Below are 15,658 nucleotides of genomic sequence, written 5' to 3'. Positions count from 1 at the left end.
GTCCGAAGGTCGTCTGGAACGTTCTGCGAACGTACCGGCCGGGAAGGGCCTGGGAGCGCGGGGCGCGGCAGTAGCCGCGCCCCTCTTCCGTCCCCGGGCATCCCGGCACCGGCACCCCGCCGCGCACACCGGGCCCCACAGCCCACCGCGCCGAGCATGCGACCTGCGGCCCGACCCGCCCGGTGCGGCACAATCGATGCCGTGACCACCTCCGAGACGGCCACCACCCCCAGCGACAACGCCGCGCCGCCCGACGACGCCGGCCCGGCGCCGGCCGCACCCCGCCGCCTGCCGCTGCCGCTCGCGCTGGTCGCCGCCGCGCTCGCCGGCCTCGCCCAACTCCTCGCCTTCCCCCCGTACGACCAGTGGTGGCTCGCGCCGGTCGGAGTGGCCCTGCTCGCCGCCGCCTGCCACCGGCAGCGGGCCCGCACCGGTGCGCTGCTCGGATTCGTCACCGGCCTCGCCCTGTTCATCCCGCTGCTCGGCTGGACCAGCATCGTCATCGGCCACTGGCCCTGGCCCATCGTCCTCGCCGCCTTCGAGGCCCTCTACGTCGCGCTGCTCGGCGCCGCCGCCGCCGCGACCAGCACACTCGTCGACACGTACCGGTGGGTGTGGGCGCCACTCGTCGGAACCCTGTGGGTCGCGCAGGAGGCGCTGCGCGACCGGCTGCCGTGGGGCGGATTCCCGTGGGGGCGCATCGCGTTCAGCCAGCAGGACGGGCCGCTCGCCGGCGTCGCCGCACTCGGCGGCGCGCCACTGGTCACGTTCACCGTCGCGCTCGTCGGGGGACTGCTGGTCACCGCCGCCTGGCGCCGCACCTGGCCCACCCGTACCGGTGCGCTGCGCGGCGCGGCCCTGCTCGCCGCCGCCGTGATCGTCGCGCTCGCCGGCCTCGCCGTCCCCGACGCGACCCCCGCCGGCCACAAGGTCGTCGTCGCCGTCGTCCAGGGCAACGTGCCGCGCCTCGGGCTGGAGTTCAACGCCCAGCGCCGCGCCGTCCTCGACAACCACGTCAACGCCACCATCCGGCTCGCCAACCGGGTCGTCGGCACCCCGCAACAGCCCGACCTGGTCATCTGGCCGGAGAACTCCTCCGACATCGACCCGCTGCAGAACCCCGACGCGTACGACCGGATCTCCGCCGCCGCCGACGCCATCGGCGCCCCCATCCTCGTCGGCGCCGTCCTCGCCGGGCCCGGCGACCACGCCCGCAACGCCGGCATCGTATGGCTGCCCGGCAAAGGCCCCCAACAGCCCATGTACCTCAAGCAGCACCCCGTGCCGTTCGCCGAGTACATCCCGATGCGGTCACTGGCCCGCAAGGTCACCGACAAGGTCGACCTCGTCCGCTCCGACTTCCTGCCCGGCCACCGCACCGGCAACCTCACCGTCGGGCCCGCCACCGTCGGCGACGTCATCTGCTTCGAGGTCGGCTACGACAACCTCGTCCGCGACACCGTCACCCACGGCGCGAACCTGATCACCGTGCAGACCAACAACGCCGACTTCAACACCGCCGAATCCAAACAACAGCTCGCCATGGTACGGCTGCGCGCCGTCGAACACGGCCGGCCCGCGCTGATGGCCTCCACGGTCGGGGTCTCGGCGTTCGTCGGCGCCGACGGCAGCGTCCACCACGAAACCCGGTTCAACACCCCCGCCGTCATCGAGCAGACCCTCCGCCTCGGCACCGGTACGACCCTGGCCACCCGCCTCGGGGTCATCCCTGAAATCGTGCTCGCCGCCGCTGCCGGGGCGGCCCTGCTCGCCGCCGCCGGGCTACGGTGGAAGCACCGAACCACCCGGAGGTGACCGTGCGACCCGTCGCCCTCGCCCTGCTGCTGCCCGTCGCCACCGCCCTCGTCGAGCTGGGCGTACTGTTCGCCGTCGCGCAGCTCATCGGCATCGGCTGGGCGCTGCTCATCCTGCTCGCCACCACCCTCATCGGCGCCACCCTGCTGCGCAAGGTCGGCCCCCGGGCATGGCGACGGTTCCGCGACGCCGTCGACTCCGGCCGCGCCCCCGGCGCCGAAGCCACCGACGGCGTCCTCACCCTCACCGGCGCGCTGCTGATCACGTTCCCCGGCTACCTCACCGACCTCGCCGGCGCCGCCTTGTTCATCCCACCCGTCCGCGCCGCCGCCGGCCGCCTCGCCGAACGCGTCATCACCCGCCGCGTCTCACCCGAACTCGCCGGCCAGATGTTCGGCCCCCGCAAAGTACGCGTCCGGCACACCAGCGGCAGCACCGCCGGCGACGACGTACCCCTCGAAGGGGAGATCATCGAACCCCGCTGACCCGAACACGACGAAGCGGCGCCGCCCCAGAAAAGATCCGGGACGGCGCCGCTTCGTACCAACGCCCGTCGTGCCGCGTCAGGCGCTACGACCCCGCCGGGCCCGCAACTCCTGCAACCGCTCCGCCAGAATGTCCTCCAGCTCGCCCACACTGCGCCGCTCCAGCAGCATGTCCCAGTGCGTGCGCGGAGGCTTCGCCTTCTTCTGCTCCGGCTCCTCGCCGTCGAGCAGCTTCGCCACCGTCCCGTCGAACTTGCACTCCCAGGTCATCGGGATCTCGGCGTCCACCGCGAACGGCACCGTGAACCGGTGGCCCCTGGCGCAGACGTAGTCACGGTTCTGCCGTGGTGCCAGCTCCGTGTTGCGGTCAGACTCGTAGCTGACGGCTCCCAGGCGGCTGCCGCGCAACATCCGCTCGCCCATGGTCGCTTCTTCCCCTCCGCGTCGTGACAATCGTCCGGTCCAACGACCGGGATCGTCGAATGATTCCCTGCCCGCCGCGAAGCGGCCACAGCGGGGCCGGCCCCGCAGACACGGACCCCCTCCAGAGTGACACCTCAACGGCGCCCACGGCCACACCGGACCAGCCGATCGACACCCACCCGGTACGACGGACCCACCCGGCGCCACCCACACGACACCGAACCGGACACCACACCCCGCGAACACCGACCGGCGCTAACAGTACGTGATGATCACCACGGGCGCCCGGTCAACCGGCCTGCTCCGACCCCAACTCCGACAACACCCGGTACGTCCGGTTCGCGCCCGCCGCCGCCCGCTGCGCCGCACCCGTCGACTCGATGTACCACTCACTGGTCACCACCGAACTGTGCCCCAGCAGCCGCGCGATCTCCGTGATCGACGCACCGTCCTCCGCCAACCGCGTCGCGAACGTGTGCCGCAACGCGTGCACCAACGCACCCCGCTGCACCCGGTCCCGGACCCCCGCATGCCGGTAACACTGCTCCACCAGGTACCGCAACTGCGAACGCGTCAACCCCGACCCCGCCGTATCCACGAACAACGGCTGCGACCCCGCCACCGACCGCGCACCGAACCGACCCCGCCGCGACGACAGGTACGCCTCCACCACCGCGAACAGCGACTCCTCCACCGGCACCGACCGGAACCGGTCACCCTTGCCCCGCACCGACAACCGCCGCTCACCCGGCCGCCCCACCACCGACGACACCCGCAACGCCAACAACTCCGCCGACCGCAGACCCGTCAACAACAACACCGCCAACACGGCCAGATCCCGCTCCGGCCACGGATCCCGCGCCCGCCGCACACCCGCCGCCACCGCCCGCAACAACTCCTCCGGCGTACGGTCACCCTGCAACGGCTTCGGCACCCGGTCCGGCCGACGCGGCCGCGCCACCCCCGACATCGGATTACCCGGCAGCACATCCTCCGCCACCAGAAACTCACAGAACGTGTGCCACACCGACCACGCCCGCGACACCGACGCCGCCGACCGGTCCGCCGCGAACACCGCGAACGCCTCCCGCAACACCACCGCCCGCAGATCCGCCACCACCGGATCCCGACCCACCCGCTCCGCCACGAGCCGCGACACCGCCACCAGATCCCGCCGGTACGCCGCCGTCGTGTGCGGCGAATCCTTCCGCGGCGCCCGCGCCACGAAGAACGACTCCACCGCCGACCCGATGCTCATCACCCCGACATGATCACCCGCGGGTACGACAACACCACAGCGCGCCCGCCACCAGCGCACACCCCGCCACCCCACACACCGCACCCACCACGTCCGTCGGCCAGTGCACCCCCAGATACACCCGGTCAACACACGTCACCGCCGTCGCCACCACACCCACCGCTACCACCGGCCACCGCCACCGCCGCCACCGGACCGCGAGCAGTACCGCCAGCGCACACACCGACGCCACCGCCGCCACATGCCCCGACGGATAACTGAACCCCGACACCCGGTCCAGGAACCCCGACGACACCGGACGCGGCCGCCCCACCAGTACCTTCACCTCGGTCACGCCCCGCCACACGGCCACGAAACCCAACGCCACCAACGCAACGAAACCCGCCCGCCGCCACGCCCGCCGCGCCAACCACCACACCGCCACCAGCAGCAGTACGCCCAGCGCCACCCACCCCAACACCGGCGCCAACACCAGGTTCACGCCGCGTACGACACCCGTCAGGCCGGGGGAGCGCCAACCCGTCACCGACCACGCCACCAGGACATCCACACGCAACGGGCCACGCCTGCCCCACACCCCCAACCCCGCGAACGCCGCCAGCAACACCACACCCGTACCGCCACCCAGCCACCGGCACCGCACCACCCGCCAACCTCCCGTACTCCCGCCCGATCGCCGCACGGTACGCGCCGGACGGTTCGCCGTCGGACCCGCATGCGAGTCGGCGCCCCGCGTAGGTCACCTCCGGGCTGGCGGGGGAGGGCGGCGCAGCGCCAGACGACCCGTCCGACCAGAACGCCCTCCGCACGTACTCAGGGACGGCCGTGGCGGCGCCGCGGTTGGACAGCTACAGAACCCGGAGGACGTGATCGCAGAGATGTACCCGACCGGAACGCTGACCACGACGGGCCGGTCGTCCGCGACGCCAACCCCCGTGTACGCGACGAGGTCAGCGGCGGGCCGGGCCCGGAGACGGCGGCGCGACGCGGCTAGCATCCGGGGCATGACGGGGATGAGCATCGGCCAGGTCGCGGAACGTACCGGGCTGAGCGTGCACGCGCTGCGCTTCTACGAGCGGGAGGGCATCCTCGCCGCCCCCGTACGGCGCGGCAGCGACGGCCGCCGGGTGTACGACGAGCACGACGTCGACTGGCTCGCCCTGTGCGTCAGCTTCCGTGAGTCGGGGATGCCGCTGGCCGAGATCCGCCGGTACACCGAGCTGGTACGGCAGGGGAGTGGCAACGAGTCGGAGCGGCTCGCGCTGCTGCGGGCGCACGAGGAGCGCATCGGGCAGCGGATGGGGGAGCTGGCGCGCAGCCTGGACATGATCCGCCACAAGGTGCGGGTGTACGAGGAGCATCTGGCGGAGGGTACGGCGGGGCGGTTGTGGAGCGGGGCGACGACCGGTGGCGAGGTGTGCCGGATGCGGGGGACCGAGCCGGAATCAGCCAGCTCCTGATTCGCACATAAGCGTTATTATGCGCACAAAACGGGCACAGGGCGGCCCGTCCCACCCAGGGGAGAGCATGCACATCAGGCCCGCCACCAGCGCCGACCTGCCCATCCTGCGCGACATCGAACGCGCCGCCGGACGCCACTTCGCCGCCATCGGCATGACCGACATCGCCGACGACGAACCGCCGAGCATCGAGACACTCGACACGTACCGGCGGGCCGGGCACGCCTGGGTCGCCGCCGACCCGGCACCCGTCGCGTACCTGATCGCCGAGCCCGTCGACGGGAACCTGCACATCGAACAGGTGTCCGTCCATCCCGACCACGCCCACCAGCGGCTCGGCGCGCGGCTGATCGACACCGCCGGCGCCGCCGGGTACCCGGCGCTGACGCTCACCACGTTCCGCGACGTGCCTTTCAACGCCCCGTACTACCAGCGGCTCGGGTTCCGGATCCTCGACCCCGCCGACCTGACGCCCGGACTACGCCGCATCCGGCTCAGCGAAGCCGATCGCGGCCTCGACCCCGACCTGCGGGTGTGCATGCGCCGGGACAATCCGCTCGCACCCGGAACGGGGCGCGGTTAGCCTCCCGACCCATGGACACCGCGCGGGCGTACACGGCCGGTAACCGGGTGGCGTGGGACGAGATCGCGCCGCACCGTCCACCCGAGCCGGCCGAGTTCTTCCGTACCGGTGGGTCGACGCTGGACGGGCCGGAGGCGGCGGCGCTGGGCGACGTGACGGGCCGGCGGATGCTGCATCTGCAGTGCGCGTCGGGCAACGAGTCGCTGTCGTGGGCGGCGCGGGGAGCGACCGTGGTCGGGGTGGACATCAGCGCGGTGGCGGTGGGTCTGGCGGCCGAGCGTGCGGCGCAGACGGGTCTGCCGGCCACGTTCGTCGCCGCCGACGTGTACGACCTGCCGCCGGAGCTGACCGGCTTCGACGTGGTGTACGCGAGTTCGGGGGTGGTGTGTTGGCTGCCGGACCTGGACCGGTGGGCGCGGGTGGTGGCGGGGCGGCTGCGGCCGGGTGGGGTGTTCCTGTTGTGGGAGCACCATCCGGTGTGGGAGGCGACGGCGGGCGGGCCGGACGGCTTGCGGGCGGTGACCGACTACTTCGGCCGGGGTACTCCGGTGGCGACGCTGGACGGGTCACGGCGGCCGGGGGCGGCGTCGGCGGAGACGCGGTTCGTGTCGTTCCTGTGGCCGGTGGGTGATGTGGTGACAGCTCTGGTACGGGCGGGTCTGCGGTTGGTGGAGCTGGCCGAGTACCCGGTGCCGGGCCTGTACGGCGGGGGCGGGTCGGCGGGGTGGCTGCCGGGGGCGTATCTGGTGCGGGCGGTGCGGGTGTGAGTGGTCGGCTGGTGGCGTTGTGCGGGTTGCCGGGGTCGGGGAAGACGACGTTGGCGCGGCGGCTGGCGGAGTCGGGCGCGGTGCGGTTGTGTCCGGACGAGTGGCTGGCCGAGTTGGGTGTGGACGTGTTCGACGAGCCGTTCCGGGCGCGGTTGGAGGGTCGGCTGCGGTCGTTGGCGGGTGAGTTGGCGGTTGCGGGTGTGACGGTGGTGCTGGAGTTCGGGTTCTGGGCGCGGGTGGAGCGTGACGAGCTGCGCGGGTTGGGTGCGTCGCTGGGTGTTCCGGTGGAGCTGCGTTTCCTGGATGCTCCGTTGGCGGTGTTGCGGCGGCGGTTGGCGGCGCGGGTGGATGGCGTACGGATCGGGCCGGAGTTGTTGGCGGAGTACGCGGGGTGGTTCGTGGCGCCGGATGCGGCGGAGCTGGCCCTGTTCGCGCCGGGGGTGCGGCACGGCGTTCGCTAGTTGACATAATGTCGATTATCGGCGCACGGCGCGTGCCGCGGTCACCGGTGGGATTCGAGCGTTGCGAGGTCGCGTTCGGCGATGAGCCGGTGTTCCCATTCCTCGTTGAGTACGGCGCGCAGGCAGCGGCGGACGTGGTAGGTGCCGGCCGGCGGGTACCCCGGTGCCGGCAGTGCCGCGGTGGTGCCGGCGAGCCGCTCGTCGGTGAGCTCGGCCAGGACGCGGCGTACGACGGCGGTCCGGTCGGCGCGCAGGGTGAGCATGGTGTCGAGGCTGGGCCGGGCGTCCGGGTCGTCGGGTACGGCGGGGTCGGGTGCCATCTCGGTGTGCGGCAGGTCGAGCGGGTCGTACGGGTCCGGGTCGTCGAGCAGGGCGCGTTTGATCCAGGCGTCGACGACGAACACGAGGTGGCGGAGCGTTTCGATGAAGGACCATTCGTCGTCGACGCGGACGTGCAGGGCGTCGGGTGGTAACCGGCGGGCGCGGTCGACGGTGGCTGGCCAGGAGCGTTCGATGACGTCCCAGGCGGTACGGAAGCCGTCGGCGTCGGTGGGTCGCAGGAGTCGGCGTTCCGGGTACCGGCGGTCGAGTTCGGCGTCGACGAGTGGGCCGATCTCGATGCCGTTGACGCGGACGTTGTCGAGGTCGCCGGTGATGTCGGCGTCGGTGAGGATGGCTCCGCGGATGTGTGCGCCGGTCAGGTCGATGTTGCGGAACCGTGCGCCGCTGAGGTCGACTTCGTGGAAGTGGGATCCGCGCAGGTCGCGTCCGGTGTACTCCACCATCGGGTCAGCCTGTCACGTGGGTCGGGGTGGTGCGTGCTGCTCCCCCGATTCGGGTGCCACCGGCAGCTTGTTTCGTCATATGACGTTTCAGTGGGTGCGCGGGGATACCCAGATCCGGTCGAGTGAGCCGACGCTGTCGGTGAGGTTGGCGACGGTGGTGGCCAGCTCGGCGCGCGGGGCGTCCTCGGCGAGGGCCGTCTGGACGTCCTCGACGGCGCAGCGCAGCTGGAACAGCCGGTCCTGGAGGTCGGCGAGTTCGCGGGCGCTGACGACGACGGCGTCGGCGTCGAGTCCGGCGCGGTCGGCGATGTGCCGGTGCTCGTAGGCGCGCTGGCGGCAGGGTTGGCCGCAGTACCGGCGGGGGCGGCCGAGTTTGCCGGCTGCGGGTAGCTCTCCCCCGCACCAGGTGCAGCGTTGTGGTTGCGTCACGGTACGAAAGTACGGTCCCGGTGGGTGTGGGGCGTGGTGGACACGCCGGGGACGAGCCGGCCGGAACGCAGGTCGTACACGGTGTCGAAGGCGTCGAGGTCGGCGCGCCGGTGCGTGAGCATCAGGACGGTACGTCCGGCGGTGGCGGCGAGCAGGTCGCGGGTGAGGGCGGCGGCGGTGGGTTCGTCGAGGTGTTCGGTGGGTTCGTCGAGGACGAGTACGGGCGGGTCGGCGAGCAGGGCGCGGGCGAGGGCGAGTCGTTGCACCTGTCCCCCGGACAGCCGGCTGCCGTGTTCGCCGACGAACGTGTCGAGTCCGTCGGGCAGGCCGGCGACGAACTCGTCGAGGCGGGCGCGGGTCAGGGCGTGGTGCAGGTCGTCGTCGGTGGCGTCGGGTCGGGCGAGGCGCAGGTTCTCGGCGATGGTGGTGTCGAACAGGTGGACGTCCTGGGCGCAGAGGCCGATGTGCCGGCGGACGGTGTCGCCGGTGAGGGTGGACAGTTCGGTGCCGGCGAGGGTGATGCTGCCGGTGTGGTCGCAGAAGCGCAGGAGTACGGCGGCGAGGGTGGACTTGCCGCTGCCGGAGGGTCCGGTGACGGCGATGCGGGCGCCGGCGGGTACGTCGAGGTCGAGGTCGTGCAGGACGTCGCCGCGGTCCCAGCCGGCGGTGACCCCCCGCAACCGCAGGTGGTACGGCGGGGTGGGGTCGTCGGCGGGGTCGGTGGGGTCGGTGACGGGGTCGGGTCGGCGCATGATGGCCAGTACGCGGCGGGTGGCGCCGCGCAGGCGGGGCAGCTGGGCGGCGGCGGGTGGGAGTGCGGCGAACGCCTCGTGGACGGCGAGCGGGGTGAGGACGAGGACGGCGAACAGGAGTCCGGTGAGGGTGCCGTGGCGTACGGCGGGGGTGCCGAGGGTGACGGCGGCCCAGACGGCGGCGCCGCCGGCGAGGGTGGCGAGGGCGGCGGCGAGGCCCTGTCCGGTGGCGGCGCGGCGTTCGGCGCGGGCCAGGTCGCGGTCGGTGTCGGCGTAGTCGGCGAGCGCGGCGGTGGTGGCGTTGTGTGCGGCGAGTTCGGCGGTGGCGTCGAGCAGGTCGACGGTACGGGTGGCGAGCCGGCCGCGTAGGGGTGCGATGCGGGCTTCGGCGTGTCGGCTGATCCGGCCGGCGAGAAGGGGGCTGGCGAGCGCGACGGTGAGCAGGGTGGCGGCCAGCGCGATCCCGGCGGTCGGCAGGAGCCAGGCGGTGAAGGCGACGGTGCCGGCGCCGACGAGTCCGGCGACGGTGTAGGGCAGCAGGAGTCGGAGCCACACGTCGGCGAGGCTGTCGATGTCGGTGACCAGCCGGGCGGTGAGGTCGCCGGAGCGTTCGGTGGACAGGCCGGCGGGGGCGAGTGCGGCGAGCCGTTGGTACACGGTGACGCGGAGGCGGCCGAGGACGCGCAGGGCGGTGTCGTGGCCGATGAGCCGTTCGGCGTAGCGGAAGACGCCGCGGGACAGGCCGAAGGCGCGGACGGCGACGATGGCGACCATCAGGTACAGCACGGGTGGGTGTTGGGCGGCGCGGGCGATGAGCCAGGCGGAGGTGCCGCCGAGGGCGACGGCGGCGCCGGTGGCGGCGGTGCCGCAGAGTACGGCGAGGGTGAACCGGCCGCGGGCGGTACGGCCGAGGCGTAGGACGTGCCGGATGTCGCCGCTCATCGTAGGGCCGGGGTGAGGTCGACGACGGTGTCTGCGGCGGCGAGGGCGGCGGGCCGGTGGCTGACGAGCAGGACGGCGCGGCCGGCGGCGAGCGTACGTAGGCGGGCGAGGACGCGGGCTTCGGTGTCGGGGTCGAGGCCGGCGGTGGGTTCGTCGAGCAGCAGCAGGTCGGCGTGGCGCAGGTACGCGCGGGCGAGGGCGACGCGGCGGCGTTGGCCGGCGGACAGCCCGGTGCCGCGTTCACCGACGGGGGTGTCGAGGGGTACGTCGAGGCAGGCGTCGCGGGCGGCGGCGGTCACGTCGGTGTCGGGTGCGGTGGGTGCGCCGAGGCGGATGTTGTCGGCGACGGTGCCGGTGAACAGGTACGGCTGTTGGGCGGCCCAGCCGACGTGTCGGCGCCACCGGTCGGGGTCGAGGGTGGCGAGGTCGTGTCCGTTGACGAGGACGCGGCCGGAGTCGGGCGGGGTGAAGCCGAGCAGTACCGACAGGAGGGTGGACTTGCCGGCGCCGGAGGGGCCGGTGACGGCGACGATGTGGCCGCGGGTGAGGTGCAGGCTGGCGGCGTCGGGTGCGGGTTCGGGCCGGTCGGGGTGGGTGACGGTGACGGCGTCGACGGTCAGGTCGGTGACGTCGGCGGGTGGTGCGGCGCGTCCGGTGTCGGGCCGGGGGGTGTCGAGCACGGTGAAGACCTCCTCCGCTGCGGTGAGCCCGTCGGCGCTGGCGTGGTAGTGGGTGCCGACCGCCCGCAGCGGCAGGTACGCCTCGGGGGCGAGGATCAGCACGAGCAGCGCGGTACGCAGGTCGAGGTGTCCGCCGACGAGGCGCAGTCCGATGCCGACGGCGACGAGCGCGACGGACAGGGTTGCGATCAGTTCGAGAACGAGCGCGGACAGGAACGCGATACGCAGGGTGGCCAGGGTGCTCTTTCGGTACCGGTCGGTGATGCGGCGGATGGTGTCGGCCTGGTGGGTGGCGCGGCCGAAGACCTTGAGGGTGGGCAGGCCGGCGACGACGTCGAGGAAATGGTGGGCGAGGCGGGTGAGGGCGTCGTACCGGTTTCGGGTGGCGGCGCGGGTGGCGAGGCCGATGAGGATCATGAAGACGGGGATCAGGGGCAGGGTGGCGGCGATGGTGATGGCGGCGATCGGGTCGGCGGGCAGGACGCGGGCGAGGATGGCGGCGGGGACGACGACGGCGAGGACCAGCTGCGGCAGGTACTTGGCGAAGTAGCCGTCGAGGGCGTCGATGCCGGTGGTGGCGAGGGTGACGAGCCGGCCGGTACGTCGGTCGGTGAGGTGGGCGGGGCCGAGGTCGACGACGTGGGCGAGCAGTCGGCGGCGCAGGGTGGACTTGACGCGGGCGGAGGCGCGGTGTCCTTCGGCTTCGGTGGCCCAGGCGATGACGGCGCGGGCGGCGATGACGGCGGCGAGCAGGACGAGCGGGGTACCGAGCGCGGCGAGGGTGGTGCCGTGCTCGATGACGCCGGCGATGGTGTCGGCGAGCAGCCCGGCCTGGGTGATGACCAGTGCTGCGGTGGCGGCGCCGAAGGCGACCAGGACGGCGAGGTGGCCGGCGGTGGCGCGGGCGTACCGGAGCAGGCGCGGGTCGACGGGTGTCACGCCGCATCGCCGCCGGGGATGTCGGTACGGCCGAGGCGTCGGCGGAACACCCAGTACGTCCAGGTCTGGTAGGCGAGGACGAGGGGGGTGAACACGAGCGCCACCCAGGACATGACGCGCAGCGTGTACGGGGTGGAGGACGCGTTGTGGATGGTGAGGCTGTGTGCGGGGTCGGTGGCGGGCATGACGTTCGGGTAGAGGGCGGTGAACAGGCTGATCACGGCGAGTCCGATGGCGGCGGCGGTGCCGGTGAAGGCGATGCCGTCGCGGCCTGCGCGGGTGGCGGCGAGCCCGGTGAGCAGGGCGAGTGCCGCGGCGGCGGCGATCAGGGAGCTGGCGAGGTTGCCGCGCAGGACGGCGGTCCAGACGAGGAACCCGACGGCGGCGACGGCGGCGACGATGCCGAGGGGCAGGGCGGCGCGGCGGGCGGTGTCGCGGACCTCGCCGTGGGTCTTGAGGGCGAGGAAGACGGCGCCGTGCGTGGCGAACAGGGTCAGCGTGGTGAGCCCGGCGAGCAGCGCGTACGGGTTGAGCAGGGTGAGCACGGTGCCGGCGTACTCGTGTCGGGCGTCGAGCGGTACGCCGCGCACGATGTTGCCGAACGCGACGCCCCACAACAGTGCGGGCAGCAGGGAGCCGAAGAAGATGGCCTTGTCCCAGCGGGCCCGCCAGCGCGGGTCGTCGCGGGTGCCGCGGAACTCGAAGGCGACGCCGCGGCAGATGAGGGCGGCGAGGATGACCAGCAGCGGCAGGTAGAAGCCGGAGAACAGGGTGGCGTACCACTCGGGGAACGCGGCGAACGTGGCGCCGCCGGCGACGATCACCCACACTTCGTTGCCGTCCCAGACGGGGCCGATGGTGTTGATGGCGACGCGGCGGGCGGTCTCGTCGCGCCCCACGTACGGCAGGAGCATGCCGACGCCAAAGTCGAACCCTTCGAGGACGAAGTAGCCGACCCACAGGAACGCGATGATCAGGAACCACAGGGTGGTCAGGGTCACGTCTCCCCCTCTAGTACGCGAAGGCCATGGGCTTGTCGGTGCCGGAGTCGGTGGGTGGGCTGGTGTCGGGCAGCCCGCGGCGGATGAACTTCAGCAGCAGGCCGACCTCGATGACGGCGAGCACCCCGTACAGGACGGTGAACACGATCAGGGAGGTGAGGACCTCGCCGCTGCTGGTGCCGGGTGAGACGCCGTTGGCGGTGCGCAGTTGCCCGAACACCAGCCACGGTTGGCGGCCCATCTCGGTGAAGATCCAGCCGAACGAGTTCGCGGCGAGCGGCAGCAGCGGGATGGCGAGGATCAGCCCGTAGAGGATGCGGGAGCGGGGTGTACGGCCGCGGCGCAGTGCCCACAGGGCGAGCAGTGCGAGCAGGGCGGCGAGCATGCCCAGGCCGATCATCAGCCGGAAGCTCCAGTACGTGACGGGGATGATCGGGGTGTAGGAGCCGGGCCCGTAGAGCTTCTGGTACTCGGCCTGGATGTTGTTGATGCCCTGGACCTTGCCGTCGAAGTGGCCGGTGGCCAGGAAGGACAGCAGGCGCGGCAGTTTGACCGCGTACACCTCGTGTTTGCCGTCGAGGCTGCCGATGGTGACGATCGAGAACGAGGCGGGTTGTTCGGTGTCGTAGAGGGCTTCGGCGGCGGCCATCTTCATGGGCTGCTGCTCGGTCATGATCTTGCCCTGGATGTCGCCGGTGACCGCGAGCGCGATGGCGGAGATCAGTACGGTGACGGTCCCGACCCGGGCGGCGGACCGGAACGCGACGTGCTGGTCGTCGTCGCGGCCCCGCTTGCGCAGGTGCCAGAACGCGACGGCCGCGACCAGTCCCCCGCCGGTGAGGAACGACGCGGCGAGGGTGTGCGGGAACGTGACCAGGTTGGTGGAGTTGGTCATGACCGCCCAGAAGTCGGTCAGTTCGGCGCGGTGCGTGGCCGGGTTGATGCGGTACCCGACGGGGTGCTGCATGAACGAGTTCGCGGCGAGGATGAAGTAGGCGGACAGGGCGGTGCCGAACGCGGCGATCCAGATGCAGGCCAGGTGGATGCGCTTGGGCAGGCGGTCCCAGCCGAAGATCCACAGGCCGAGGAACGTGGATTCGAGGAAGAACGCGAGCAGGCCCTCGATGGCCAGCGGTGCGCCGAAGATGTCGCCGACGAAGCGGGAGTAGTCGCTCCAGTTCATGCCGAACTGGAACTCCTGCACGATGCCGGTGACCACGCCCATCGCGAAGTTGATCAGGAACAGCTTGCTGTAGAACTTGGTGAGTTTGAGCCACCGTTCGTGCCCGGTGCGTACCCAGGCGGTCTGCAGTCCGGCGACCAGGAACGACAGCCCGATGGTCAGGGGTACGAACAGGAAGTGGTAGACGGTGGTGATGCCGAACTGCCAGCGGGCGAGTTCCAAGTGGTCCACAGGTCCCCCCGGACGCTGATCCACGCAAGATCTTCTACGGTTCGTAGAAGATTCTACATGACGTAGAGACCGAGTGTCGGGGGATCACCCACATTGGGCCGCAGGGCCCCTCAGGTCCACAGTGGACGCACCGAAGCCCCAGCTCAGGGGTACAGGATCAGGCGTCGCCGCGGGTGGCCCGCAGGTACGTCAGGACCGCCTCCCGCGTGGTCCGCACCCCGAGCGCCTTACGCGCCTCGGCGATGCGCCGGTTCGCCGTACGCAACGACAGGAACTCCGCCTCCGCCGCCGCCGCGATCGTCTCCCCCGCGCCCAGCCGGTCCAGCAGCTGACGCTGCTCGTCGGTCAGCGGCAGATCGTCGCCACCGGACTCGGCGGCCTGCTCGGTCGCGGGGTCGGCGTTCGGATCGGTGAGCACCGCGCCGATCCGCGACAGGTCGGCCAGCACCGCGCGACCCGTCTCCGCCTGGTCGTCGCCGATCACCACCACGCCCGCGCCGCGCGCCGCGGCCAACACCGCCAGCGCCGCGGTGTCCATGTCCGGCACCCGGCCGAACAGCACCAGCCCCTGCTCGGCCACGTCCCAGCCGGCCTCCGGCAGCGCGAAACCCTCCCGGGTACGCCAGCCAGCCCGGGCCAGTCGCCGCAGCACCGTCGTGGCCTCCGCGGCGTTGGCCACCAGGTACCGCGGAGGGCGGGCGTGGTCCGGGCCCTGCGTACTCACGACAACAGCTCCAACGCCAACCCGGCCGCCTCCGTACGGGTCTTGGCGCCCAGCTTGCGCATACCGGCCCGGATGTGCGTCTCGACCGTCTCCCGGGAGATGCCCAGCAGCCCCGCGATCCGGCGGGTCGGCTCGCCCTGCGCGACCAGTTTCAGCACCTCGCGCTCCCGGTCGGTCAGATCGCTGCCGGCGCGCGGGCCGCGGATCTCCCTCCGTACCGCGTGCCGGCGCAGCGCCCGCCGCGTGCGGCCCAGCAGCACCACCAGGCCGGCCTGCTCGGCGAGCTGCTCGGCCCGCAGCAGCGGCGGCACCGCGTCGGCGGCGTCCGTCGCGTACAGGCCGTGGGCGAGCAGGCAACGGACCTCCTCGCGGCGCGCCACGTCGTGCCACGCCGAGGCCGCCGGATCGAACTGCGCCACCCGGCCCGGATCGGTACCCACCGCCCGCCACGCCGACAGGGTCGCCGCCACCGGCGCCGGTACGTCCCCGTCGGGCGCCTCGACGGGCGTGTTCGCCGACCGGTCGTACGCCACCCAGCGGCCGGTGATCTGACTCAGCCCGGACAGCAGCGGCAGCCGCGCCGCCGGCAGATCGCCCGCGTCCGGCGGCTCCGGCTGGCCGTCCAGCCACGCCGCCTCCGCCGCCACCCAGTCCAGCAGGCCCGCCACGCTCGCCGCGGCCCGCGCCGGACGCGCCGCCAGCCGGGCCCGCGCGGAGGCCAGCAGCCCGCCGTCCGCCTC

At 72.6% G+C, this 15,658-nt stretch carries 17 protein-coding genes; 6 read left to right on the top strand and 11 right to left on the bottom strand.

The features are described 5' to 3' along the window. The first annotated feature begins 156 nt into the window (after positions 1–156). Positions 157–1,815: an apolipoprotein N-acyltransferase gene (gene lnt, locus Aru02nite_RS17580; RefSeq protein WP_203658825.1), complete on the top strand. Its 1,659-nt coding sequence runs from the start codon at positions 157–159 to the stop codon at positions 1,813–1,815. Beyond that, positions 1,812–2,300, top strand: coding sequence for an FxsA family protein (locus tag Aru02nite_RS17575; protein ID WP_203658823.1), 489 nt, complete (start codon positions 1,812–1,814; stop codon positions 2,298–2,300). Before lnt ends, Aru02nite_RS17575 begins: the two co-directional genes overlap by 4 nt. Positions 2,301–2,378: 78 nt before the next feature. On the opposite strand, the gene Aru02nite_RS17570 is transcribed toward Aru02nite_RS17575, so the two are convergent. The 3 genes from Aru02nite_RS17570 to Aru02nite_RS17560 form a co-directional block, all read right to left on the bottom strand. Further along, on the bottom strand, positions 2,379–2,723 hold the full coding sequence (locus Aru02nite_RS17570) for an RNA polymerase-binding protein RbpA (RefSeq protein ID WP_203658821.1): 345 nt from the start codon (positions 2,721–2,723) through the stop codon (positions 2,379–2,381). Positions 2,724–3,012: 289 nt separating this feature from the next. Next, entirely contained in the window at positions 3,013–3,981 is a 969-nt protein-coding gene (locus tag Aru02nite_RS17565) for a tyrosine-type recombinase/integrase (RefSeq protein ID WP_203658819.1), read from the bottom strand. Positions 3,982–3,994: 13 nt separating this feature from the next. After that, positions 3,995–4,627 carry a phosphatase PAP2 family protein gene (locus Aru02nite_RS17560; RefSeq protein ID WP_203658817.1) on the bottom strand — a complete coding sequence of 211 codons (633 nt, stop codon included), beginning with the start codon at positions 4,625–4,627 and terminating at the stop codon, positions 3,995–3,997. A gap of 358 nt (positions 4,628–4,985) precedes the next feature. Here Aru02nite_RS17560 and Aru02nite_RS17555 point away from each other — a divergent pair, with 358 nt between their 5' ends. From Aru02nite_RS17555 to Aru02nite_RS17540, 4 genes are all read left to right on the top strand, one after another. Beyond that, positions 4,986–5,441, top strand: a complete 456-nt coding sequence (locus Aru02nite_RS17555) for a MerR family transcriptional regulator (protein ID WP_203658815.1) — start codon at positions 4,986–4,988, stop codon at positions 5,439–5,441. A 67-nt stretch (positions 5,442–5,508) separates the two neighbouring features. Continuing rightward, the gene (locus tag Aru02nite_RS17550; RefSeq protein WP_203658813.1) at positions 5,509–6,024 is read left to right on the top strand and encodes a GNAT family N-acetyltransferase; all 516 of its coding nucleotides are present in this window, start codon (positions 5,509–5,511) and stop codon (positions 6,022–6,024) included. 11 nt (positions 6,025–6,035) lie between these two features. Beyond that, entirely contained in the window at positions 6,036–6,791 is a 756-nt protein-coding gene (locus Aru02nite_RS37255; protein WP_203658811.1) for a class I SAM-dependent methyltransferase, read from the top strand. Further along, entirely contained in the window at positions 6,788–7,252 is a 465-nt protein-coding gene (locus Aru02nite_RS17540) for a P-loop nucleotide/nucleoside kinase family protein (protein WP_275408660.1), read from the top strand. The genes Aru02nite_RS37255 and Aru02nite_RS17540 overlap by 4 nt, the downstream gene beginning before the upstream one ends. Before the next feature lie 41 nt (positions 7,253–7,293). Here Aru02nite_RS17540 and Aru02nite_RS17535 read toward each other — a convergent pair whose 3' ends face one another. From Aru02nite_RS17535 to Aru02nite_RS36710, 8 genes are all read right to left on the bottom strand, one after another. After that, the gene (locus Aru02nite_RS17535; protein ID WP_203658807.1) at positions 7,294–8,037 is read right to left on the bottom strand and encodes a DinB family protein; all 744 of its coding nucleotides are present in this window, start codon (positions 8,035–8,037) and stop codon (positions 7,294–7,296) included. Between the two features lie 87 nt (positions 8,038–8,124). After that, a complete protein-coding gene (locus Aru02nite_RS17530) occupies positions 8,125–8,466 on the bottom strand; it encodes a hypothetical protein (RefSeq protein ID WP_203658805.1) in 342 nt (113 codons plus the stop codon). Beyond that, positions 8,463–10,160, bottom strand: a complete 1,698-nt coding sequence (cydC, locus tag Aru02nite_RS17525) for a thiol reductant ABC exporter subunit CydC (protein WP_203658803.1) — start codon at positions 10,158–10,160, stop codon at positions 8,463–8,465. Before cydC ends, Aru02nite_RS17530 begins: the two co-directional genes overlap by 4 nt. Continuing rightward, the gene (gene cydD, locus Aru02nite_RS17520) at positions 10,157–11,779 is read right to left on the bottom strand and encodes a thiol reductant ABC exporter subunit CydD (protein WP_203658801.1); all 1,623 of its coding nucleotides are present in this window, start codon (positions 11,777–11,779) and stop codon (positions 10,157–10,159) included. Before cydD ends, cydC begins: the two co-directional genes overlap by 4 nt. After that, the gene (cydB, locus tag Aru02nite_RS17515) at positions 11,776–12,780 is read right to left on the bottom strand and encodes a cytochrome d ubiquinol oxidase subunit II (RefSeq protein WP_203658799.1); all 1,005 of its coding nucleotides are present in this window, start codon (positions 12,778–12,780) and stop codon (positions 11,776–11,778) included. Before cydB ends, cydD begins: the two co-directional genes overlap by 4 nt. A 10-nt stretch (positions 12,781–12,790) precedes the next feature. Then, on the bottom strand, positions 12,791–14,194 hold the full coding sequence (locus Aru02nite_RS17510) for a cytochrome ubiquinol oxidase subunit I (RefSeq protein ID WP_203658797.1): 1,404 nt from the start codon (positions 14,192–14,194) through the stop codon (positions 12,791–12,793). Between the two features lie 157 nt (positions 14,195–14,351). Next, on the bottom strand, positions 14,352–14,918 hold the full coding sequence (locus Aru02nite_RS17505; protein WP_203658795.1) for a LuxR family transcriptional regulator: 567 nt from the start codon (positions 14,916–14,918) through the stop codon (positions 14,352–14,354). Further along, on the bottom strand, positions 14,915–15,658 hold a 744-nt coding region (locus Aru02nite_RS36710), incomplete at its 5' end, for a helix-turn-helix transcriptional regulator (protein WP_239076754.1). The genes Aru02nite_RS17505 and Aru02nite_RS36710, both read right to left, overlap by 4 nt.

The sequence above is a fragment of the Actinocatenispora rupis genome, from assembly GCF_016861975.1.
In the GTDB taxonomy this organism is placed as follows: Bacteria; Actinomycetota; Actinomycetes; order Mycobacteriales; family Micromonosporaceae; genus Actinocatenispora; species Actinocatenispora rupis.
Note: the sequence above shows the minus strand (reverse complement) of the source record. Positions and strands in the feature narration are given on the sequence as shown.